Genomic DNA, 23,667 nt, shown 5'->3' with positions numbered 1-23,667 from the left:
GAGCCGGCATTTCAGCCAGCTCAGGATTCCTTATTTTACATTCGTTTTGATCTGATCCAATATAGGTCGGGCCAGTCCGGATAAGGTAGTTTGTTCCGGCTTGTACAGTTCCAGTACCACGATCTCATTTTCACCTTTCTTTAACCATTCTGCCGGCAGGTAAAGCGTTTGTTGCGGCCCTATCTCCCAGTATTTACCCAGGTTTTTACCGTTCACCCAAACCATTCCTTTTCCCCATTTCTGCATATCCAGATAAGTATCGGCAGTCTCTTTTAAGGTAAATGTTCCTTTTCTGACTACCGGAGTATTGTCTTTCCGGTATGCAGGTTTAAATTTCAGTTGGTTAACCGCATTGAAAGGAAGTTTAAACATTTCCCAGTTTTTTATTTCCTTACCTGCAAAGCTCACCGATTCTGTGATTCCTTTTTTGTTTTTAAGCAGGTTAGGCCCGAAGTTGACCCTGCCCAGGTTTTCTACTAAAATATCCAGCGTCACTTTTCCTTTTGGAAGCGTAACCGACAGGCTATCCTGAGCATTCCGGCGATCCAATATGCCTACCCGTTTACCATTGATCATGACGATGGCATAATCTCTCAGTGCTTTGATTTTCAGGACACCAGTCTTGCCGCCATCCAGTGTACTGCGGTACCAGACAAATCCATAAGCCTGATTCAGGTCTTCGAAAGTCATGGGTTTTGCATTGCGTACCGGATTGCTGAGCATTTCTTTTACTTTGATGGCAGATGAAAACTGTATTGCCGGGATCACCATAGCAGGTTTCGCTGCAGGCACTTCCGGAAGTGTTTGTCCCGCCGGCAGATTGCTTTGGATCACGGCCCTGAACTTCATAAATTTATCCGTTGCATTCCCCGCTTCATCCAGCGGCGCGTCATAATCGTAGCTGCTGATCTGCGGCTCATAAGGCGTCACATCTTTATCGTTTGCCCCATTCATAAAATCGCGGGTACTTCCTCCGTGGAACATGTACATGTTAATCGAGATGCCTGCTTTTAACACCGCATCCAGTTTACCCGTATATTTTTCTGCAGGAACCGTATGGTGTGGCGTTCCCCACCAGTCGAACCATGCGGGATACCATTCGGCGATAAAAAACGGGCCTTTTCCTTCGTTTAAAGCCTTGATTTTGCTTTTTACGATGGCAGGATTGTCCTGTCCGTTGATGGCCGGTAATAACCCAGGTAAATGTCCATTGCTAAGGTCTGCTTCCGGATCACAGGTATACAGTAAGCCGTCAAATCCTGCTTCCTTGAACAATTCCCGGTTGATGGCAAGGTATTCTTTATCATTGCTATAAGAACCATATTCGTTTTCTACCTGCACCATCAGAATGTTTCCACCATGGTTGATTTGTAAGGGAGCCAGCTGTTTGCCCACCTCTTTGATATAGGTTTCGTATTCTTTAAGGTATTGCTTTTCCTTGCTCCTTACCACCAGGCCTTTTTCATTTTGCAGCCAGTAAGGATAGCCACCAAATTCCCATTCTGCACAAACATAAGGGCTCGGTCTGAGGATGACCCAGAGACCTTCTTCTTTCGCAATTCTCACAAATTCCGCGATGTCGTTGTTACCGCTGAAGTCAAACTTGTTCTTTTCCGGCTCATGCAGGTTCCAGAATACATAGGTCCCGATGGTATTGAGGCCCATGGCTTTCGCCATTTTCATGCGTTGTCTCCAGGCCTCTCTGGGAACTCTCGGGTAATGAATCTCACCTGAGATGATCTGAAAGGGTTTGTTATCCAGTAAAAATGTGGAATCACCCAATGCGAAAGTATGTTGCTGGGCATTGACTTTTTCGCTGTCTGTCAGTATCGCTAAGGGAAGTGCCAGCAGGCAAACCAGGTATCTTAAATTTTTCATTTTGATGGGTTAATCTGTTATAAGTGTGGTGACAGATTCCGGCAGGATCTGTATGGAATCTGACTGGATAGTGGCCGGCGCCAGACTTAAACCAGCTGAAGTGGTGTACGTTTTTATCTTTCTTTGTTTTTTGTTGATCCCCTTGATTTCCAGAGACAGTGCTTCTTTTCTGGTGTTGACAATTACCGTAATCACTTTACCTGCATGACTATAGCTGGAAGCATAAACCTGATCAGCATTTTCCATTTTCAGGGGTAATCTTTTGCTTCCTTCCGGGATGAACCGGCTATAATTGCCCATCGCCCAAAGCATTTTACTTTCCACCACCTGTCCGTCGTTTTTATCCTTGTTCTTATCCCGGTCTATGTACACCAGGCCATCTTTATAATCGCCTGCTGAAATGCCAAGCCACCATTGCCAGGAGGTTGCGTTCGCATAGCTGAAATCATGATGAATCAGTTTTGCAATAAACAATGCCGTGGTCATTCCGGTATCCCTGCCCTCTCCTTTTAACAGACTATCGCCAAGCACGCAGTATTCCGACATCCAGAACCGAAGATTTCCGGCTTTCTCTACTTCAGCAGCCACCTTTGTTCTGATGCGGATGGAGCGCTCTTCAGAGCTGGTGGTAAAATAGCTGTGCCCGGAAATGCTCCGGTCTACATTAGGCAGCCCCGCCAGATACCCCGGAGATCCCGGGTTGAAAAAATAGGAGATCTGCTGACTTTTCGGCGTATCCTTATGATCCGTCAGGTAATCCAGTTGTCCGGCATCTGCAATTTGTATTTTCGTGTTTAGTCCGCCGTTCTTTAACGCCGGGCTCAATGTTCTGACCAGTTCTGCGATCTGTTCATTGGTATAAGGACAACCTTCCTGATTCCCTTCATTCCATTTCCATTGGGGCTCATTTACCGGACTAAGGTAATCCAAAGTGATCCCTGTCTGTTTTTTTAAGATCTGAACCGTCTTCAGAAGATCCTGTACAAACGCCTCTTTTTTACTGAAATCGAGGTTGCCTTTACCATCACTGGAAAAAGCTTTCCCGTTTAAGGTGAAGTTAACATGCGGGCTGTTTACAAAGCCCAGAAATTTCTTTACCCCTCTTGCTTTCGCCGCATTCATGAACCATACCTGTCCAGGCATGGCATGCTCATCGTATGTTCCGTTTAGTTTTAGAAAGGAAGCCTGTCTGCGGGATTTGTCCCTGATCCCACTTTCAGTGCCCTGTTCCGCACTTCCGCCACCGATGCTGAACCGCCATAAGTTCAGTCCGATTCCAAGCGGTTTTCCTTTTTTATCAAAGCCATTGCTAAAAAGCAGGTCGGCCATTTTATTTTTCTTCTCTTCCGGCCAGAGGCCTGCATACTGGCAGGTCCAGGCATCTGAAGCGCCGAATCCTTCTATCGTTTGTACCGGATGTTGCGGATCGACCTGGATTTTAACAGGAAGCGCATTCTGACCTTTGGTCAGCACCGGCAACAGCAGTAAAACTGCAAAGGTCATCCTAACCATGACCATACTGTTGTTCTTATACATATCTACTGAATTGGAATAAAAACATCCGGAAAGCGATGCTTTCCGGAGTTTAGGTGTGTTTGTGTGTGTATGGAGCTTAATAGCCAGGATTTTGTTCCAGTTTATTGCCCGAAGCAAGAATTTCTGCTCTTGGAATTGGCAACCAGTAATGTTTGGTTTCGAATTTACGTCCGTCCAGGGCAATTTTACCTGTAAAACTGAAACTGCCGTTGCTGTTTTTAGTGATGATGATTCCTCGGCAAGGCAGGTTTTCTGTGGTCTCTGCAATTTTCCATCTTCTGACATCATAAAAGCGGTGTTCTTCAAATGCCAGTTCGATCTGACGTTCATGCCTGATGGCTGTACGCATATCGTTTTGGTTCAAGGTACCGATAGCCGGCATGTTTACACCTGCCCTTGCCCGGATCATATTGATGGCCTGACGGGCGCTGATGGAAGATCCTGCCGGTATCGCATCAGGTCCATAGGCTTCATTCGAAGCTTCTGCAAAGTTAAGCAGGATCTCTGCGTACCTGAAATAGATCCAGGGTTGGAAACCTGCATTGCCCCATGGGTTTTGTAGTGGATAAGCATCGTTCATGAACTTTTTAAGGTAGTAACCTGTTTTGGTTGTGTTCCAGTTGTCGTTCCCGTCCCTGCTGTCTTTTCCACCTGGGATAAAGGTCTCTATGTTGCGTTCGCGGTACGCTGCACCATTGTACAATATCGTTGCTTTGAAACGCGGGTCGCGATTTTCGTAAGGTTTTGCGGGATCAAACAGGGGGTTGCTGGTGTTTGCCGGCAAGCCATTGGTCAGGTCGTAAGCTTCGACCATCGTCTGCGTAGGGGTATTTCCTGCCCATCCGCCATAACCATTCGGCCCGTTTGCAATTTCCAGGTGTACATGATTCGCATTCTTAGTGTATACCCGTTCGAATATAGATTCTGAGCTTTGGTTGATCAGGAATAAATTCCCGTAACCACCCTGATATAGATTGTATTTGTTGAGCGCAATGACTTGCTGTGCAGCAGTTACTGCAGCTTCCCAGGTACCTGCAACATATAACGGGCTGGCCGCATATAAAGTCAGCCTGGATTTTAGCGCCAGTGCTGCGCCTTTGGTCGCTCTTCCACCAACCCAGGAATTGCTGTTGTTTAAAGGTAATTTTGAGGCCGCATCATCTAGCTGAGCGATTACATAATCTATACCCTCTTTGATGGTTGCCCTTTTAAATAAGGCAGGATCCTGAAGGTCATCTTTCAGGCCCATTACTTTGTCACCAACCAGCACTACTTTTCCGTAGTTTCTGATCAGGTCCTGATAACGGAACGCCCTGATAAATTTAATTTCCCCTTCCAGCATGGTTTTATGGGCAGCACTCATTTCGATTTTCGCCAGCACATTCAATGCGTAATTACATTCCCGGATGCCACGATAGCTTCTGCCCCAAAGCACACCCAATGCACCCAGGCTTTCCGGTGCAAGCTGTCCTCTCTGGATGATCCAGGTGGCATCATCATTATTATAAATTGATTCGTCCGTTAAGGAACTCCACATGCTGTATTCAAAGCCACGGCCGAATCCCGGATTTGTGCCATCAGCTTCTTTATCCTGGAGCTTAGTTCCGATATAAGCGTTGGTGACAAAGGCTTCAAAAACCGCCGTATCCGACTCCAGTGTATTGGTAGGAATCCGGTCTGTTGCTGTCACATCCAGAAAGTCTTTTTTACATGAACTCAGTGCCAGTACACCGCCTAATAGGATAAAAACTGGTATGCTATATTTGTACTTCATTTTGACAAGATTTAAAATTTAACGTTTGCACCTAAGTTGATGATCCTTTGCTGAGGGTAAAACTGACCGCTTTCGCTGTTGCCTTCCGGGTCATAATCTTTTACTTTGGTGATGGTGAACAGGTTGAATGCACTTGCAAATAAGCGGACTCCTGAGATGTTGATCTTCGACAGAAAATCTGCTTTCAGGTTATAAGCCAATTCCACATTTTTTAATCGCAGGAAGGAAGCGTTGTTTAGCCAGAAGGTATTTCTGTATCCCCCACCGCTGATGGCATTCGATGCACGTTCAGTAACTTTTGGAAAAGAGCCATTCGGATTTGAAGCGCTGAACCTGTTGTCTGCCCAGCTGCTGTAAAAGTTTCCGATACTACCTGACTCCGGCAATACATACTGACTTACCTGTGCCTGACCTGCAAACAGAACCGAGAGGTCGAAGTTTTTGTAGGAAGCGTTCAGATTAAAGCCATAAGTAATCTGAGGAATGTTGCCATATTTCTGACGCGTCATGTCGTCCGCATTCAGGACGCCATCCCCATTGAAATCCTGAAACATCAGGTCGCCTACTTTTGCTCCCGGAACATGCGGATAATTGTCCAAGTCTGCCTGCGTGCGGAACATTCCGATGCTGTTGTACAATAGGTAGCTGTTTAAAGGACCACCGGTTTCTCTCTGGTACGACAAAGTACCCGAGGCCTCATCAATGAAGACGATTTTACTTTTGGCATAGGTGAAATTACCCGATACTCCCCAGTTAAATTCAGCACCACGATGAGCATAACCCAGTGTACCTTCAAAACCTTCGCTATTTACTTTACCAATATTCTCCGAAGGAACCAGCGGGTTATAATTTGCGCTTTTATCATTGTATGGATTCACAATTCCTGAAGAACCCGGAAGGGAGGCATTACGTGCCGCCAGGATATCAGATCTTTGTTGTTTGAAATAGATGGCTTCAAAAGTAAAGTTCTTTAAGAAAGTCGCATTGATACCGATATCCAGTTTTTTTGACACCTCCCAGGTAATGTCCGGGTTTGCCAGTTTCGATAAGCCCACGCCCGGTTGAATGGTCGGTGTAGCTCCTGGTGCCTGTGCCACAAATCCATTGCCCACAAGAATATAGTTATCATAGAACTGGAAAGCTTTTACATTGTCATTTCCCAGTGAACCATAAGAAGCCCTCAATTTCAATTCATCAAAGAACGTCACGTTATCGCTAAACCATGTTTCTTTGTTGATGCGCCAGCCCGCAGAAACAGAAGGAAAAGTTCCCCATTGATTGCCTTTCGCAAAAATAGACGATCCATCCCGGCGAAGCTGACCTTCCAGCAGGTATTTGTCATCATAGGAATAAGCAATTCTGCTGATGATACTTCTGCGGGTATAATTAGAGCTATAGCCGGAATTCAGAAAATCTGTAGCTGCTGTTCCGCCCTGCGACAATTCCGGTAACTGTGTAGACAAGTAGTTGAAACGTTCCGCATCAAAATACTCAATATTGTTTCTGCTTTGCTCAAAACCTACAAAAGCATTGATGTCATGACGGCCGAAACGACGGGCAAAATTCAGTTTAACATTGGAAGTCAACAGGTATTCCCTTTGCTGAGCTTCTTTAAGCGTTGCCTTTTTGTTATTCCCTCCATAGATGTCGGATTTATACGTATCCGATGCAGCCTGGTATTCGTATAATAAATAAGGCTTATTGAAAGTTTTAGTGAACACATTAGATTTATCTACGGAGAAAAATCCGTCTGCCGATAAGCCTTCTACTCCGGGGATCTGGTAACTGCCTTTCAGGATTGCATTCAATACCTGTGTAGGGCTTTTGCTCATTCCTCCGATATCAGTTACCAATACAGCCGGATTTGCTCCTTCTATCCCTCTTGTTGGCATTCCATTCGGGTAATATGCCCCTACAATAGGTTTAGCACGGTAAATGGAGCGAAACAGATCACCTGCCCCTGTAATCGGGAATTTGCGGTTTTCTTCCCTTCCGGCAAGAGACAACCCTACTTTCAGGCGTTTGCTGACATTCGCATCTATATTGGAGCGGAAATTGTATTGTTTATAATTCGTTACTCCGTTTTTATATAATCCATCCTGGTTTATCGTACCCAGTGAAACATAATATTTAACATCATCAGTTCCACCAGACACCGCCAGGTTATGTTGATTTTGTGTACTTACATCTTTCAGAACAGTACTTGCCCAATCTGTATTTGGAAATAGTAAAGGGTCAGAACCATCTCTGAATTTCTGAATCTGCTCTTCGCTATACGACTGGTTCATCCCTCCCGAAGGACTGGAATCGAAATTGATCTCATTCATCAGTTGCGCATAAGTTGCCGCATCCGCCAATTTTGGCAGTCGTGTTGGCGAGCTAAAGCCCTGATTGAAGCTATAGCTGATCGTCGGCTTCCCGGTTTTCCCTCTTTTGGTGGTCACGAGAATTACCCCGTTTGCCGCTCTGTTACCATAGATTGCTGCAGAGGCATCTTTCAGTACCGAAACACTTTCAATATCGTTCGGATCCAGACGCTCCAGTCCGCCGATTTGTCCGGGAATTCCATCAACAACGACCAGCACACTATTGCTGCCCGTTGTTGCTTGTCCGCGGATGGTAATGTTGGAGCCATCATAACCAGGTTCTCCACCCCTGTTATTGATCACTACCCCTGAAAATCTTCCTGCAAGTGAATTGGATAAATTCGGTTGTGGACTTTTTACCAGATCTGCCCCTTTGATCTGCGAGATCGAGCCCGTTACCGTTTCTTTCTTCTGGGTACCATAACCTACCACGATAAGTTCATTCAATGACCTGGAATCCGGAGATAGTTTAGCATCCAGTACTGTTTTTCCCGCAACAGGAAGTTCCAGGTTCGTATAGCCTACATAGCTAAAGACCAGCACCGCATTGTCTGCGGGAACTTTAATCGAGTATTTTCCTTGTCCGTTAGTTATGGCAGCAGTTGTCGTTCCTTTTACGATCACACTGACTCCCGGTAAGGCACCTCCGTTTTCATCGTAAACAGTTCCGGTCACCACGTTTTGACGTATATTAACAGTCAGCCGTTCGGAGGCCTGCGTTGACTGGGCAGAGAGCAACAACGCATTTATTGCAGTTACCACAAATACCCTTTTTGTCATCAGCCAAAACGGAGTGTACACGTTTTGTATAGCTTTTCTCATATCAGTTTATATTTGGTTTTAGGATTTAGCTCATCAGCACCTATACCTTAAATCTTGTCGGATCCGGCCTGCGCACAGCCGGATCAGGATCTTTGTATGGTGTTGACAAAGGCTAAATTCGATGGTTTTGAAGAGAATACAGGGGGGCAAACAGACAATATGTGAGGGGTGAAATACGCTTTTCGGGGTAAAAACCAGGAAACGCCCGCTTATCTTTTTTTAAGGTCCTTACTTAAGGTGATGTTATTAGAAAAGTTCTTACGGTATTTCCGGATATAATCAGAAGGATTCATAAGGAACAGTTTATGGAATTGTTCCCGGAAATATTTGATGTCGTTAATCCCCACCATGAACATCGTTTCTGAGATCGTGTTGTCTGTATTGATGAAGATTTCCGCTGCTTTTCTCAGACGGATGAAACGGATGAAGCTGTTGGATGACCTTCCCGAAATGGACTTTATTTTGTTGAATAAGGTAGAGCGGGAAATCCCGATTTCTTCGGCCAGCACCTGGATATTGAAATTCGGATCCGTGATGTGTTTCTCTACAATACGGATACATTCCTGAAGAAAATCCCGGTATTCCGCGGAGATTTTCGAGGTATTTGGATTTAAAGTGATCTCATTGTAAAAATACTTCTGCAGGCTGTTCTTGCTTTTCAGGATGCCCGCTACCCGGGCTACCAGCAAGTCTTTGTCGAAAGGTTTGCTGATGTAGTCATCCGCGCCTATTTCCAGTCCTTTCAGTTTAATCTCCGGAGAAGAACTGGCGGTAAGCAATACTACCGGAATATGGCTTAAGGCTGCATCTTCTTTAACCAGGCTGCAGATCTCAATTCCGCTGATCCCTTGCATCATCACATCACTGATGATAAAATCAGGCAGTAACTCCCTGATCATCGTCATCCCCTCCTCTCCACTTGTGGCCACATGTAAATGATAATAAGGTTTGAAAACGGTCACTAAGTAATCCCGGATTGATTTATTGTCATCGATGATCAGTATGCTTTTCTTTTCTGAAGCCAGCGCTTCTTCCTGCGGTTCAGCAATCTGTTCTCTTTCTTCCAGCTGAGTATGCACCTCCTCTGCTGCCAGCTCCATCAATAACACCGAACTTCCTTCCGAAACGGGAAGCAGCTGATCCGGATGGATGTGCAATTTCCCTTTCTGCAGGCTGATGATGAATGTCGTTCCCTTATCCGGTATACTGCTATATTTGATGGAACCGCCATGATTTTCGATAAAATTCCGGACCAGGAACAGGCCGATTCCAAAACCTGTTCTCAAAGAACTGTTTTCCTCTGTTTCCTGGTAAAATCTATTGTAAATTTTCTCCCCTGCAGCCTCCGGAATGCCACAACCCGTATCGATGACCCTGATCGTTACGCTATCCGGTAATTCCAGAATTTCAAGACTGACACTCCCTCCGTCAGGTGTAAATTTAATGGCATTAGACAACAGGTTAAATATGGCAATTTCCAGCTTTTCACGGTCTGCATAAATCCAGATATGATCCGAAGAGCAGGTAAAATTGTAGGCAATTGCCCTTGACTTCGTCTGATGAGAAAAACAGAGGTAAACCTCTTTACAGAGATTGACGATATCCAGATCCGTTGCTTTCAGCTTATCGGCCTGTGCATCCGCTTTTCTGAAGAGCAATAACTGATCTACCAGGCTGAGCAACCGCTTTGCATTGCGGTATACGATATTGAGGTTACTGGTATCTACATTTTTATCATCATGGTACAACAATTCCTTTATCGGATTGATGATCAGCGTTAAAGGCGTCCGGAACTCATGGGATATATTGGTAAAAAAAGAGAGTTTCTTTTCATTGAGTTCTTTTTCCTTTTCACTTTCTATGCTCGCTACCTTTATTTTGTATTTCAGGTCTGCCTGCTTATTCCTGTAAAGCAGGTACAGGTAGATGAGCAGCACTGCCGTGGCCGCATAGAGCGTATAAGCCCACCAGGTCCAGTACCATGGCGGACGAATGCTGATGATCAATACCTTTCCCTGTTCATTCCAGACCCCATCATTGTTTGAAGCCCTGATCCAGAGTTTATAGGTGCCGGGGTTTAAATTCGTATAGGTGGCTTTTCGCTGGGTTCCTACATGGTTCCATTTTTCATCAAAGCCAATCAATTTATACGCGTATTCATTCTTTTCCGGATAGCGGTAATTGAGCCCGACGAATTCGAAAGAGAACACACTTTGTTCATAGTCCAGTGTCAGCTCAGTGGTCAGGTTCAGGTTTTGCTTCAGTGGCCCTTCCGGATCCTGGACAACCGATTTATTGAACAGCTGAAAGTCCGTAAAATAGACCGGCGGAATAATTTTATTGAATGGAATGGCCAGGGGATCAAATCTGATCATTCCCAATGCCCCGGCCAGGTAAATGTCTTTTCCCGTATTGGCCAGTACAGAGTTTACGTAAATGCCATCCGCTTCATCAAAGTTCCGTACCCTCATCCGTAGGGGATCAAATTTAGACAATCCACTTTCGGTAACTACCCAGATGTTGCCCTGGCGGTCTTCCGCGATGTCTCTGAATACATTGCTCGCAAAGCCATCTTTTTTAGAGTAGACCACAAACTTCTGGTTTTTGCTCTCAAATTTATTGAGCCCATCTGGAGTTGCCACCCAGATATGCTGTTTTGAATCCCGAAACAAAGCCCGGATAATGTTGCTGCTGATCCCTCCATTGGCACGCTCTGAAGAGCGGAATACCTGGAAACGTTCTGTTTTGGGGTTAAAACGGTTCAGTCCGCCTCCATATGTTCCGATCCAGATGTCTCCTTTTTCGTCCTTTAACAAGGAATACAAATGATTGTTGCTCAAAGCATACCGATCATTCTTATTGCTGTAATAATGTTTAAAGGTGTTGTTGTGGCTGTTGTAAATTTTAAGCCCCGCATCGGTGGCCAGGTAATAGATTCCCGGTTCAACTTCCAGGATATCCCGGAATACATCCTCATTAAACAGGCTTCCCAAAGCAGAATGGTGATCATGATGGGAAAAAATTTTCCGTTGTGGGTCATAGCTGTCAAATCCGTCTTCAGTCAGGATCCACAATATTCCTTTGGCATCGAAGTAAAGCTTGCTGATGTCGTTACTTTTCAGGCTGTTGTGTGTTTTCTTAAATGCCAACAGCTGTCCGGACTGGTAATCAAAAGTGTACAACCCTTTATTCGTCCCCAGCCAGATCTGGTTGTCCTTACTGGCGATGCTTTTCACTTCCGCATCTCCAAGCTTAAGTGCGTTCAGGTCGAACTTATATTGTTTACTGTCCAGCTTCAAAAAGCCGTTTTTTGCGTTGATCCAAATGATTCCATCCCGGTCTTTGTACGCATCGCCAAAAGCATAATTGACCAGGTTTTTCAGGGGTTCCCATTTGTTATTTTGCGTATCCAGCCAATGGAAACCATTGTCTCCGCCGATCAGTAAAGTATGCCCCGATACCGGAGTGATGCTATAAATACCCGTACTGCTTTTGTCTGAAGAAACATTGCTTTTGCCCGGAGCCTGAACGGCACTGAAAGTATTTTTCTTCAGGTCAAAGCGAAACAATCCGTTCCAATAGGTACCCACCCAGATCAGTCCGCTTTCATCATAGGCAAGTGCCCATACATCATTCGGGTTCTTATGTCCCGGCAATTGCTGTTGCGGAAAGTTTTTAAATTGCTGTGTCTGTTTATCGAAACGGTTTAGTCCGCCGCTCCAGTTACCCAGCCAAAGCCTGCCCTGTCCGTCTTCAATGATCGCATTGACCGACTTACCGACCATGGCATTTGGGGATTTTTGATTGGGTTGATAAACGGTGAAAGACTTTGTGGACTCCTGATACCGGTTAAAGCCATCATCTGTCCCTACCCAGATTACGCCTTGCTTGTCGCAAAGCAGTGACCATATTTTATTATTGCTGATGGAGGAAGCAACAGATTCATTGTGATAAAAGGATTGAAACTGCTCTGTCAGGGGGTCCATCACGTTTAGTCCGTCCATGGTACCCACCCATAACCGGCCCTTACGGTCCTCTACGATGGTACTGATAAAATTATTACTGATCGAAGAGCGGTCGCCGGGCTTATGGTAAAAGATTTTGAAGGTATAACCATCAAAACGACACAGGCCATTTTCCGTACCTACCCATATAAAACCTCTTTTATCTTTAAAGGTAGCTGTGGTATTTTTAGAGGGAAGTCCATCTGAAATGGTATAGGTTTTAAGCGCATAATTACCAAATAGCGTTTTTCCGTTGTCCGAAGGCCAGGATTGGGCATGAACGGCTGGAGACTGCATTAAAAAACACGTAACAAGAGTAAAGAGTTGCAGTAAACGCATTTTGGTCAGCTATTAAAATTTTTTAGGATTCAAATGTAACAAAATAGTCGATCCACCGGCTATATAAAACACAATCGCCAGCATACTTCTTTTCCAAATTTAATTTGAAAAAGGAGTATACTGACGAAACAGGGGGATAACTATATATTGGGGGCTTTATTTAAACGGCAATTTACTAGGGTGTGTATGCACCGCTATAAGCTGTCATTCCATCTTTTCTCATCGCTTCGATAATCAGACAATTGTATACATAATCCCAGCTCGAACTCACTTCCGAGTTCTGGTTCAGGCCATAAGGCCACCAGTGTTGAGCATCTCCGCTCAGTTTCACATCAACGCTGCTGTTCTGGATTTTCTTCAATAGTTCATTCACATTCGTACCCTGATATTTACCAGCTACAATTTTTCCAGACCACCAGGTAGAAGTTCCTGTTCCCAGTGTATGGTTCATCTCATGCAACATGGTCCTGATGTTCTGGACGCCGGTGCTGGCACCAAACCTCATCCATCCCTCATTATTGGCATCTGCCGTTGGCACTCCGGGATCATAGTTCAGGTAAACGTGTTTTGTGGCCGAGGTTAAATTATTGATGTACCAGCTGGCGCTATCAACCGGCATTTGCAGACGGGCATAGGCCGCCAGTTGATCCGCTGTAGGGTTTTGGGCTTTATTAAAAGTGTAAGTCATGTTACCTTTTCGTATCGTTTTAAAAGCAACATCGTCACTATAGCTTATCCCATTTGCGTTTATGGCATAGGCCCGGACGTGGTAGTCTGTTTTTTCAGTCAGTCCTTTGATCAGGGTCCGGAATTTACCGATACCGGTACTGTTGTGTTTCAACTTATTATTGCTGATGGTTGGGTTAGCGCTGGTACTCCAGCAGATCCCCTTTTCTGTTACGGCATCTCCTCCATCGGTAAGGACTTCCACATCAGTGGCAGCCAGCGTAGATCCGATGATAAACATGGGCGTAAAAGCGAAACTTGCCCCGGCTACATCTGCGGTTTTCAACTCCATCTCGTTACCATAAGCAATTCCGGCGCTGTTTTTGGCAAAGGCCCTGACATAATATTTTGTAGAGGCCGTTAATCCGCTCAGTCTCGCGATAAACTCACCTGAGCCCGAAACGCTGGTCGGCACCACCAGCATATCAGCGATAGTAGGATTGGGACGGAGGCTGTAACATATTCCTCTTTCCGTAACCGATGCCCCGCCATTGGCGGATACCAGTCCTCCCGTGGTTGCTGACACTGTGGTTACACTGCTAAAAGCAGCAGTAGTCAGACTGGGAATTGTAGCAGTAGATAACACTTGTTCTGTAGTATCTTTTTTTATGGGAATCGCTCCCTTTTTGCATCCGACAGACAGAACAGATAAAATTACAACACTGAATAGCAATGATTTAGTTTCCATAATATTTATTAATGATTTAGTTTGAATAGGCTGCTACATAAACATTTTTTCCCTTCATGACCGCGTGCTGCAAAGACTGACCTCCGATACCACTATCCCCTTCCATTTGCATATTGATGATCAGCCAGAAAGGTTTGCCGACAAAGTTTGCGGTGTGGGTATCGGTTTTAACCCCATCAACATAGTACTCAATGCTCATGTCTTTTGCTGAGGTCTTCTGCATCACGATTTTATAGTTATGCCAGTTTTGGGGACTGGCAACCCGGGACAATTTATTTTGCCAGGACAGGTGTTTCCAATCCGGTCCGGTTGCCGTATTCTGCCAAACCGTATCCGTCCCTTTAAACTCCATGATGTCACTTTCCGGCGGCCAGCTGCTGGCACCTGTAATCCAGAATGCAGGCCATGTACCGGTATTCGAGGGAACCTGAAAATCTCCGCTGATGATCCAGCGGGGTTTGCTTGCCGAGACCGTTATTTTTTCTTTCCAATGAACGGCTCCTGAATGGTAAAATATTCTTAGTTTGGGATCGGCAGTACTCTTGCCTTCCCAGGTTTCCCGGCGGTTTGCCGTAATCTGAAGTATTCCTCCGGAAAGAACAGATACCTGCTCTTTATACATTCTTGCCGAGCCATTGTGATCTGTGCCCCAGGGATAAAACATATTCCAGTGTGTTTCAAATTTAGCCTGACTGCTAAACGAGGCAGAGTCCAGTAAAACAACCGGTTTCTGGCTGGTAATTGCTGCTAAAAGTACTGCCTTTTGTTGTGCAACACTCCTTTCCCTCTGACAGAAAAGAACAGACAACAAACTGACGAAAATTAAGTTCGGTTTTTTGGTAAGCATGATTGGTAAATAAGGCGATTGGTTTTTAATAAAAAGGTGCTGGCAGCTGATGTACCAGCACCTTCGATTCAGGTTATTTTATAAGTACTGAATCGTGTAAAGACGAACATTTCCAATTTTGGTATACTGACCGGTTGCTGCCATAGTAGCCGCGAAACCGATTGACACCTGAGTGGTTTGGGTTAAGGTAAATTCTAATTTCACAGTGGAACTGGCAGGCTGAGGATTGAGCACTCCGTATTTAATCGCTGTTGCAGGAATATCTGCAACCAGCGGCAATGAAGTCCCGTTTGCTACCGCGATATACCTTGTTCCACCCGAGTTCTGATCCAGGTTATTGGCCTCAAAAGAATAGGTGCCCGCAGGTAAAGTAACCGTCTGATAAATCAGTCCGTCGTTTACTGCAGGAAGTCCCCATCCCGCTTCGAACGAGATCATACCCGTAGAACCGTTTCTAAGTTCATAACTTCCGTAAGTATTGTTCACGTTTTTAGCTCCGGCACTTGTGGTCCAGTCGGCCAATAAACCCCATCTGGAATTGTCCCAGGTAGATCTCGAAAAATTAGCTCCGGCATTCTTAAGATAGGTATTTGTTACGTTTATCTTTATAAACGAAGGTGCTGCAATCTCTCTGGTGTTGATGGCCGAATAGAAGGTATCTACACTGATTGTATCCGGTAAGAACAGCGTTTTGTAATTTACTGTAGAACCATATTTGAAATCCTTTAAGGAAATCCTGGAAGAATCTATGGGAATCCTCACCGTGGCCGTTTGGTTGTTGAGCTTTGTATAGGTAAGATCCGTCGCAAATACACCGGTTAACCGGTCCATACCCAGAAAATCAACCGTAGTGATCCCTGTAGTTTCATCCGTTCTTGCCGTAGCAATATCCCTGTTTACCAGTCCGCTTTGGTACCTGTTGCCATAGGTCCGCCCTGATGTGTTTACCGGTATGGAGCTGTTTCCGGTAGCGTCATAGGTATAAATCACAAAGTTCTGAAAACCTTCAGTAGCAATGTCAATAAACCTGTGAATCGTATCGGCGATCATTTCTTTGGTGACCGGGATGACTATGGAATCCTTTTTATTGTTCCAGAAAACCCGGCATTCCACAATTTTCGGGTCTGATGTAATCATGCCCCTTAGCATGACCCTGTTTTTGCCGGAATACACTTTCACGGAGTCCAGTTTACCGATATAGGAGATTTCTCCGTCTTTAACGAATTCTTTGTATTGATCCGCTTTTTCACAAGCGGCAAAAGACAGCGTAATCATCGCCAGCAGTAATAAGCCAGGATGCTTAAACAGGCGATTTAATAGGTTATGTTTCATCTTTATAGGATTAAATTTTGGGTCATTAACTATCTTGGATCACCATAAACCTGCAGTTCGGCCACAGACATAAAGGTGGTACCCTGCCAGTTTCTGTTGTTCTTGATCCGGAGGTACCTTACTTTAGGCGTACCAATTTTCAGGCTATAGCTGAACCCTGCATTTGCAGCAGCATAGTCCTCTCCTGTCTGCACCCCGTAGGCACTTCCAGATGGTTTTTTAGCCTGGAAAGTTCCCATCAGCGTCCAGTTGTTAAAGCTGCCATCGCCGGGAGGATTGTCAGATCCCCATATTTCAAACTGATTTACCCCTCCGCCGTAATAATAAGTTCTTCCGGAATTCAGGTATTCAGGATAATCCCATATCACAATCCTGCTCAAAGTAGCCGGTTTACCCAGATCAAAAGTGACCCATTGAGGCGTCAGGATCGTCGTCTTGGTCAGTGATATCCTTGGCCAGTCCATGATATTTCCATCCCACATATAGCTCAGGCTGGTAGAAGTATATTCCTGCGCCACATCTGTAGGTAAGGTAATCGGACGATAATCTGATTTAGGGAGCGCAGTTTCGTAAAGCGGTTTCAGTGTCGCATACAAAGTATCGCTATAGTTGAGCCAGCGGTCTCTGATGGTGACCGCGAACTTCTGCGATACCGTATCAAAACCCCGTACCGACTGATCAATATCCACCACCTTGGTATAGATATTTTTTGCACTCTGAACATATTTCCCGTCTTTCTGAACCAACACTTCAATCGCCAGGTCGGACTGAAAAGTATTCTTTGCAGTTAGCTTTATTCCCGCAAAATCAGCGATTATGCCCAGGCTTCTGAATACCGACCAGATTGCATTTTCCTGTGGCTTAACCTTCACTTCTACCGGTGCAGAAACCACTTCGCTGCGATTTACCGAGTAGAGTTTAACCACATGCTCCTCTGTGTCTCCAAAGCCAACCACTTCCAATGAGCTGTTGTAGATCGACGACTTCACCTCATACTCTTTTCCAGTACCTAAAGTATACACTGCTTTTACGTATAACAGATCTTTTTCATTCGGCAGCGAGTACGTAATTTTGGCTTTTCCAGGGCCATTTTCCACGCTCACATTGCTAACTACACCAGGTGGCGTCTGGTTATCGGTTAAAGGTTTGATCTCGTCTTCCTTACAACCTTGGTTAAGTATAATCAGTCCCAGAAAAAAGGAAACCAATTTCATTATATGCTTATTTCTCATGTTCTTCAATTTAATTTAACTACCATCCAGGGTTTTGCGTCAGTTTTGGGTTCACCGTAATATCATAGGTCCTTATTGGCCACAGGTAATCTCTTGGCGCAATAAAACTCTGAGGGTAAATCGTCCTCACTTTATAATATTCCTGTTCTGTACCCTGAGATACGCTCCAGCCGGTAATGTTCTGATTGAACATTTCTGTCGCTTTTTTCCACCTCAGGATATCCCAATACCGGCTACCTTCAAAAGCCAGTTCAATTAAGCGTTCCTGGTGAATGATTTCGCGCATTCCTGCCTGATTTCCGAATTTTGTCGGATTGCTGGAATAGTCTGTCCATGCTTTCTGAACATCCAGCAGGCCTGCACGCTGGCGCACCCTGTTGATGTAGTCAAAAACCTCTGCATTAGGTGAAGAAAGTGTTTCATTTAATGCCTCTGCATACATCAGGTACAGGTCTGCCAGTCTGATTTGTGGCCAGGGATAAGCACGATAGGAAATATTAGAAGAAGTACTCGCCATATTCCAGTCTACCACCTTTTTAATGAAGTACCCGGTTTCATTATACCAGCCATAGTTGTTCGCACCGGCAAGCTGAACGGATTTCCCTTCCAATACATAAGTAGCTGAATCTGAACTCGTCGGACTGTCATACTTATACCAAACCCCTCCATCAAATCCAAGATCTGCATAAAATCTAGGCTCTCTGTCGAAATTAAGGCGGGCCGTAGTATAGCCTTGCTTGACGTGGAAGCGTTCTCTTCTGATGGCCGTTCTCAGCGTGTATTTGTTGTTAAAATTCAAGGTTTTATCCTCGTTAATAGGCACCCCGTTTACCGTATAAAACTGCTCCGCAATTTTGATCGGCACACTCAGCTGTTGTCTTGCGGTACCTACTCCGATATTGGTATTGATTCTTGCCATGGCATTTCTTTGCAGGCCTTCTGCAGCCAGGGAATTAGGGTTTGCCCATACATGTTCGCTATTCCACCTCTCGGTTAATGCATTCCGGATAGACATCTGTCTTTTGGTCGTGTCTGAGAGTTTAAAAGCCGTTACCGGAAATTCATACAGTTTAAAACCTGCTGCTGTGGCCGATTCAATAGCTGCTTTTGCCGCCTCAGCAGCTAACTTCCATTTATTGGCATCGTAACCGGCATTAAAAAGATTCACGCCATCCTGGTCCTTAAAACTGCTGTAATCACTATTTCCATTAAACAAAGGACTTGCGGCCATCAATAAGACCTTAGCTTTAACTGCTAAAGCAATCGGTTTGGTGATGCGTCCCAGTTCCGAACCCCTATCGCCGATGATTACCGGTAATACTGCTGCAGAAGAATCTAAAAGACTCGTGATATAAGTTACACATTCATCAAAAGGGGCCCTTTTTACCCGGACATCGTTTTCAGGGGCGCTAATGTCAATATTGGTTTTCACCAATGGAATCGGGCCATACATCCGAAGCAGGTAAAAATGATAATAGGCTTTTAAGAACTGAACTTCCGCAATCCAGCGTTCCCTTTCGTCCTGTCTTAAGTCCAGCACTTTAGCGGGATTTTTTACATTCTCCAGGAAGATATTGCAATTGCGGATACCGGTAAATAATCCGTAAAATCCGACTCCCTGATTGTTCTGCGGGCCTCCCCCCCCTCTGCGGGAACTCCAGGCATCCGCGTAAGGATCAGCGGCATTCTGAGAGCCGCGGGCAATCTGCCAGGCATTGGGACCAAATTCTCTTTGGTCATATGGGATCCAAACTTCATCTCCGGCCATATAACCGATGTTATAAGTCGGATCTCCATCCTTTGGAAGATAGGAATAACAGGTGTACAGGTATTTTTCCGCTTCGTTGCGTAATGTAAATGCATTATCGATGGTCGGGATATTATCCGGTACGATATCCAGGTACTTCTTGCAGGAAGAGAAGGAGATCGTCAGCAATACGCCCAGGTAGAAATAGCGGCGCATTTTACTGGTTTTGTTTATGATTAAATGATTCATGTTTTCTTAATTAAAATGTCGTAAAATATCAGGCTAGCTTAAAATTCTACGTTTAAACCGACGTTATATACCACCTGGATCGGGTATCCCAATCCCTTTCCGCCCATTTCCGGGTCCCATAATTTGAAACTGCTGATGGACGCAAGATTTGAGGAATTCACATACATCCGAAGACTCGATAAGCCTAATTTTTTTGCGGCTTTATCTTTCAGAGAGTAACCCAGCTCCACAGTTTTTAGTCGCAGGAAGGATCCGTTGCGCATCCACCAGGTGGACGTTTTGTTGTTGTTGGAAACGAAATTCTGACTCAGTCTGGGCCAGAATGCGTAGATATCCCGGTTTTCTTCAGACCAGTAGCTCTCTTTGATTACATTTAACAATCCGTTCTGACTTCCGCCACTAAAGACAAAAGGCGCAATATTTTCAGAATTGATAAAGAAAGAAGAACGGGCAGATCCCTGAAAGAAAGCGCTCAGGTCGAAGCCTTTGAAACCGACTGTTCCACCGAAACCATAAATGATCTCCGGTGATTCAGGAAGTCCCAGAGGAACCATATCCGCATCACTGATGACCCCGTCCTGGTTTACATCACGGTATTTGATGTCTCCACCACGGTAATCAACCCCCGCTACCGCTCCGAACTGTTGAGGAGAGTTCATCGCTTCCTGGTCATCGATAAAGAGACGTTCTGCGATATAGCCAAAGCGTTGTGTAGACGGGCGGCCTACATGATACCGGTAAGATTCTTTATCAGAAAAACTGGGTTCATCATAGACTAATATTTTATTGGTGACATAGGTAAAATTACCCCGGCCCTGAACATACATTCCATTAGCAAAACTCTTGTTATAGTTCATGGCAAAATCGACACCCTGGCTTTGCATTTTGTTGGTATTGGCCCTTACCGGAGCCTGTAGCCCCATACTTGAAGGTAAGAAAGTACGTTCTGTCAGGATGTTCGACCTGGTATTCCGGTACACATCAATATTGATGTCCAGTGCATTTTTCAGGTTAAAATCAAGTCCGAAGTTGATCTGTTTAGACCGCTCCCAGGTGATCAGGTTATTGGCATATCTGGATAGTGAAATCCCGTTTCTATATCCCTGTAAAAGTTCACCGAACTGTGCACCATATGTGCCATCGTTCATGTTGACTTCAGACATATAAAAAAACCGGTCCTCCGACCTTCCGATCTGGTCATTGCCCACCAGTCCGTAAGTAGCCCTCAGTTTCATGCTCGTCACAAAAGACTTGATGGGTTCAAAAAACTTTTCATTGGATACCAGGTAACCCAGACCAAAAGAAGGGAAAAAGCCATACCTGTTTTTATCAGAAAAACGTTCAGAACCGTTGTAACCGAAGTTAAATTCGGCCAGGTACCTGTTGTCATAACCATAGGTAGCCCTACCTGAGACCCCAAGGTTCCTGGACGGTAAAGAACGTTGTAAGGAACCCGCATTTCCCGAAAGGTAATTTCTCATGGTAGAAATGACCATCCCCGTTACCGCATGTTTATCATTAAATGTCCGGTTGTAATTCAGGGCCGTCTCCACATAAAAAGTAGAGTTCAGTTCTTTATCACCCTCCCCGTAGCTCAAATATTCCGCACCTACCGGCAATAAGGACCCGATTCCGCCATCGTTAAGCGGGGATAAAGTAATTTGTCCGTCGGGCTGAACATTAGAACTATAGTAAAACGGACTATATTGTCTGGTTACATTAAAAAAGGAATACCTGCGTGCATAGGCCATCATTCTTGCATTTAAGCCATTTGTAAGGAAGTTTAAATCCTGTTTCAGTTCCAATTGCGTCTGCAGGGTCGATGCATTTCTATCCTCATACCCTTTCACCATTTCCGCGTATGGGTTGATATAGGTTCCATCTCCGATCGTTCTGGCATTCCCGAATAAAGGGTGTTTGGTAAAAGGAGAATAGCTGGCCGGATATACTGCTGGGAACATCACCGGATTTGACCAGATGGCCTGATTGAAGATTTTCTCTCCCCCGTTAATGCGGTTGTTATTTGCATCTCTCCCACCAACCGGTCCGCGGTAGTCATCAAACTGACCATACACCCGGATAATGGCCTCTGTGGTTGCCGTGAGGTTTAAATTGACATTGGACCTGACCGAATAGTTTTTCATTTTGATGTTACTATTGAAATTGTTCAGCTGATCCACTTTCAATACCCCATTGTCTACATTATAAGTTCCGGCCACATAATAGCGCGCTTTTGCACTTCCTCCTGTAGCACTGATGTTATACCGGTTATTGATGGTGCGGTCTTTAATCAGGAGGTCGATCCAGTTGTTATTTGGATACAGCAGTTCATTTTCTCCTGCCGCGGTGGCGTCAATTTTGGTCTGCAGGTAAGGAAGTATGGCTAAAGGGTTTCTGGTCAGAGAAGCCTCATTTGCCATCCTCATATAAGAGATATTGTCTGCAAACTGAAAGTTCCGGACGTTGCCTGATAAAGAGGTTTCCGCCCTGACATTAAATTTTGTTCTTCCATCTACCCCTGATTTGGTGATGATTAAAATGACCCCATTGGCACCACGTGCACCGTAAACTGCCGAAGCTGTCGCATCCTTCAATACGTTAAATGAAGCAATATCATCCGGTTGTAAACGTGCCATGTCGTTGTTACTGGATTCTATCCCGTCGATCAGGATTAAGGGATCCTGCTTTCCCGCACCAAAACTTCCCAATCCACGAATAAAGAAGTTTGCATTATCGCCGCCAGGTTCTCCGCTACGCTGGTAAGCAACCATCCCTGCTACCCTTCCGGCAAGCATGGTGGTCAGGTTACTGGTAGGCCCTTTCAGTTCTTTCGGACTAATCGAGATGATGGAACTGATGACACTTGTTTTCTTTTGTGTTCCAAAGCCCACCACGGTAACTTCATCCAGTGAGCTGTTGTCTGGCGACAGGACCACAGAAATTAAATAGATACCTTCAGAGTTCGGTTTGTAATCTGCAACAGAGATGGTTTTTGATTTATATCCGATAAATGAAAATACCAGTTTTGAGGTTTTAGGAACCTTTATGGTATATCGTCCTTCCTGATCGGTAGACACTCCATTTTTTGAATCTGCATGTCTTACTGTTGCAGCGGGGATCCCGCCAACACTGTCTTTTACCATTCCTCTCACGGTTACCTCAGTTTGCGCAGATGCGCTAAAAGTAATTCCCACAAGAAAGCAGCACAGACACCAGCTGTAAATAAGTAGCTTTTTATTCATGTCTGTTTTGTTTTATGTGGTGAGTTAATCTTCTGTTTGCATCCTGCAAAATTCCGGGACTGGAACAGGAACAGTGTTTCTTTAGTTCAGAAGCATCGGCGCTTCCATTGGTTCGTTTCATACTGGTTTGTTTGGTTTGTTAATTATTTATTTTGGTTTAATGTATTCGGCATTCGAGGCAGGGCGCTCTAAAAAGAGGCAGGCATTTTCTATAAAAAAGGAATAGATTTAATAAACATTAAGCGTCAATATAACAGTTATTAATTCCGGCAAAAAAATATAGCCGTGCTCCAGCTATACCTCAGTTTGTTGATTCCTGTTTTTTTATTTGGTTGTATACAAATCTAATCAGGATATCAGCATAAATATGGGGGGTATTATGGTAAAATATAAGGGGCGAAATCGTTTTTCAGGCTTATTTCTGCCGGAATTGAGTAACTTGTGTAAGTTAATTCTAACCAAATCAGAGGGTACTATCACATTTTCATGAAGGGATATTTTTGTCTTGTTCTCATACTTTTGAGCAGTCTTTATTCGAGCGCGGCTAATCATCCGTATTTATATTATCTGGGGATAGAAAATGGCTTGTCCAACAATGCCGTCACCAGTATTTATCAGGACAAATATGGCTTCCTGTGGTTTGGAACTTACGAGGGCTTAAACCGGTATGATGGCTACAGATTTCAGGTGTTCAGGAACAAACTCAACGATCCGGCTTCTCTGATTGACAACCGCATTGTCTGCATTCAGGAAGATGCACATCACAATATCATCGTAGGAACAAAAAAAGGAGCAAACTTATATCATGTGGCTACCGGTAAGTTTAGCATGATCCGCTTTCAGCATAAAAAAGAAATCAGAAACGCCTCTTATGCCATCAATGGA

At 44.6% G+C, this 23,667-nt stretch carries 12 protein-coding genes and 1 pseudogene; 1 reads left to right on the top strand and 12 read right to left on the bottom strand.

From position 1 onward, the window contains the following. Nucleotides 1-30: 30 nt before the first annotated feature. The 12 genes from BFS30_RS21120 to BFS30_RS28135 form a co-directional block, all read right to left on the bottom strand. The gene (locus BFS30_RS21120) at nucleotides 31-1,878 is read right to left on the bottom strand and encodes a glycoside hydrolase family 35 protein (protein WP_069381102.1); all 1,848 of its coding nucleotides are present in this window, start codon (nucleotides 1,876-1,878) and stop codon (nucleotides 31-33) included. Nucleotides 1,879-1,887: 9 nt separating this feature from the next. Further along, nucleotides 1,888-3,414, bottom strand: coding sequence for a glycoside hydrolase (locus tag BFS30_RS21115; protein ID WP_083252161.1), 1,527 nt, complete (start codon nucleotides 3,412-3,414; stop codon nucleotides 1,888-1,890). A gap of 76 nt (nucleotides 3,415-3,490) precedes the next feature. Further along, the gene (locus BFS30_RS21110; RefSeq protein ID WP_069381101.1) at nucleotides 3,491-5,188 is read right to left on the bottom strand and encodes a RagB/SusD family nutrient uptake outer membrane protein; all 1,698 of its coding nucleotides are present in this window, start codon (nucleotides 5,186-5,188) and stop codon (nucleotides 3,491-3,493) included. Between the two features lie 11 nt (nucleotides 5,189-5,199). Beyond that, entirely contained in the window at nucleotides 5,200-8,376 is a 3,177-nt protein-coding gene (locus BFS30_RS21105; protein ID WP_069381100.1) for a SusC/RagA family TonB-linked outer membrane protein, read from the bottom strand. A gap of 209 nt (nucleotides 8,377-8,585) precedes the next feature. Next, nucleotides 8,586-12,677: a hybrid sensor histidine kinase/response regulator transcription factor gene (locus BFS30_RS21100; RefSeq protein WP_069381099.1), complete on the bottom strand. Its 4,092-nt coding sequence runs from the start codon at nucleotides 12,675-12,677 to the stop codon at nucleotides 8,586-8,588. A gap of 217 nt (nucleotides 12,678-12,894) precedes the next feature. Continuing rightward, complete coding sequence (locus BFS30_RS21095; RefSeq protein ID WP_069381098.1) at nucleotides 12,895-14,133, bottom strand: hypothetical protein; 1,239 nt, start codon at nucleotides 14,131-14,133, stop codon at nucleotides 12,895-12,897. Between the two features lie 16 nt (nucleotides 14,134-14,149). Then, complete coding sequence (locus tag BFS30_RS21090; RefSeq protein ID WP_083252159.1) at nucleotides 14,150-14,980, bottom strand: family 16 glycosylhydrolase; 831 nt, start codon at nucleotides 14,978-14,980, stop codon at nucleotides 14,150-14,152. Nucleotides 14,981-15,058: 78 nt separating this feature from the next. Continuing rightward, entirely contained in the window at nucleotides 15,059-16,312 is a 1,254-nt protein-coding gene (locus BFS30_RS21085) for a DUF4998 domain-containing protein (protein WP_069381096.1), read from the bottom strand. 29 nt (nucleotides 16,313-16,341) lie between these two features. Further along, the gene (locus BFS30_RS21080; protein WP_069381095.1) at nucleotides 16,342-17,544 is read right to left on the bottom strand and encodes a DUF5000 domain-containing lipoprotein; all 1,203 of its coding nucleotides are present in this window, start codon (nucleotides 17,542-17,544) and stop codon (nucleotides 16,342-16,344) included. Between the two features lie 19 nt (nucleotides 17,545-17,563). After that, nucleotides 17,564-19,540, bottom strand: coding sequence for a RagB/SusD family nutrient uptake outer membrane protein (locus BFS30_RS21075; RefSeq protein ID WP_237028632.1), 1,977 nt, complete (start codon nucleotides 19,538-19,540; stop codon nucleotides 17,564-17,566). Nucleotides 19,541-19,578: 38 nt separating this feature from the next. Further along, on the bottom strand, nucleotides 19,579-22,782 hold the full coding sequence (locus BFS30_RS21070; RefSeq protein ID WP_083252158.1) for a SusC/RagA family TonB-linked outer membrane protein: 3,204 nt from the start codon (nucleotides 22,780-22,782) through the stop codon (nucleotides 19,579-19,581). Beyond that, the gene (locus tag BFS30_RS28135) at nucleotides 22,775-22,903 is read right to left on the bottom strand and encodes a hypothetical protein (protein WP_257785586.1); all 129 of its coding nucleotides are present in this window, start codon (nucleotides 22,901-22,903) and stop codon (nucleotides 22,775-22,777) included. Before BFS30_RS28135 ends, BFS30_RS21070 begins: the two co-directional genes overlap by 8 nt. Before the next feature lie 365 nt (nucleotides 22,904-23,268). On the opposite strand from BFS30_RS28135, the pseudogene BFS30_RS28235 reads away from it, so the two are divergent. After that, nucleotides 23,269-23,427: pseudogene (locus BFS30_RS28235) on the top strand (two-component regulator propeller domain-containing protein); the annotation flags it as partial. Nucleotides 23,428-23,667 lie beyond the last annotated feature (240 nt).

Source organism: Pedobacter steynii (assembly GCF_001721645.1).
Classification (GTDB): domain Bacteria; phylum Bacteroidota; class Bacteroidia; order Sphingobacteriales; family Sphingobacteriaceae; genus Pedobacter; species Pedobacter steynii_A.
This window is presented reverse-complemented; position numbering and strand designations above follow the sequence as displayed.

Coding starts and splice junctions, on each gene's coding strand:
- BFS30_RS21120 (WP_069381102.1), bottom strand. CDS start 1,878: ATGAAAAATTTAAGATACCTGGTTTGCCTGCTGGCACTTCCCTTAGCG.
- BFS30_RS21070 (WP_083252158.1), bottom strand. CDS start 22,782: ATGAATAAAAAGCTACTTATTTACAGCTGGTGTCTGTGCTGCTTTCTT.
- BFS30_RS21100 (WP_069381099.1), bottom strand. CDS start 12,677: ATGCAGTCTCCAGCCGTTCATGCCCAATCCTGGCCTTCGGACAACGGA.
- BFS30_RS21080 (WP_069381095.1), bottom strand. CDS start 17,544: ATGAGAAATAAGCATATAATGAAATTGGTTTCCTTTTTTCTGGGACTG.
- BFS30_RS21085 (WP_069381096.1), bottom strand. CDS start 16,312: ATGAAACATAACCTATTAAATCGCCTGTTTAAGCATCCTGGCTTATTA.
- BFS30_RS21090 (WP_083252159.1), bottom strand. CDS start 14,980: ATGCTTACCAAAAAACCGAACTTAATTTTCGTCAGTTTGTTGTCTGTT.
- BFS30_RS21115 (WP_083252161.1), bottom strand. CDS start 3,414: ATGTATAAGAACAACAGTATGGTCATGGTTAGGATGACCTTTGCAGTT.
- BFS30_RS21075 (WP_237028632.1), bottom strand. CDS start 19,540: ATGAATCATTTAATCATAAACAAAACCAGTAAAATGCGCCGCTATTTC.
- BFS30_RS28135 (WP_257785586.1), bottom strand. CDS start 22,903: ATGAAACGAACCAATGGAAGCGCCGATGCTTCTGAACTAAAGAAACAC.
- BFS30_RS21110 (WP_069381101.1), bottom strand. CDS start 5,188: ATGAAGTACAAATATAGCATACCAGTTTTTATCCTATTAGGCGGTGTA.
- BFS30_RS21095 (WP_069381098.1), bottom strand. CDS start 14,133: ATGGAAACTAAATCATTGCTATTCAGTGTTGTAATTTTATCTGTTCTG.
- BFS30_RS21105 (WP_069381100.1), bottom strand. CDS start 8,376: ATGAGAAAAGCTATACAAAACGTGTACACTCCGTTTTGGCTGATGACA.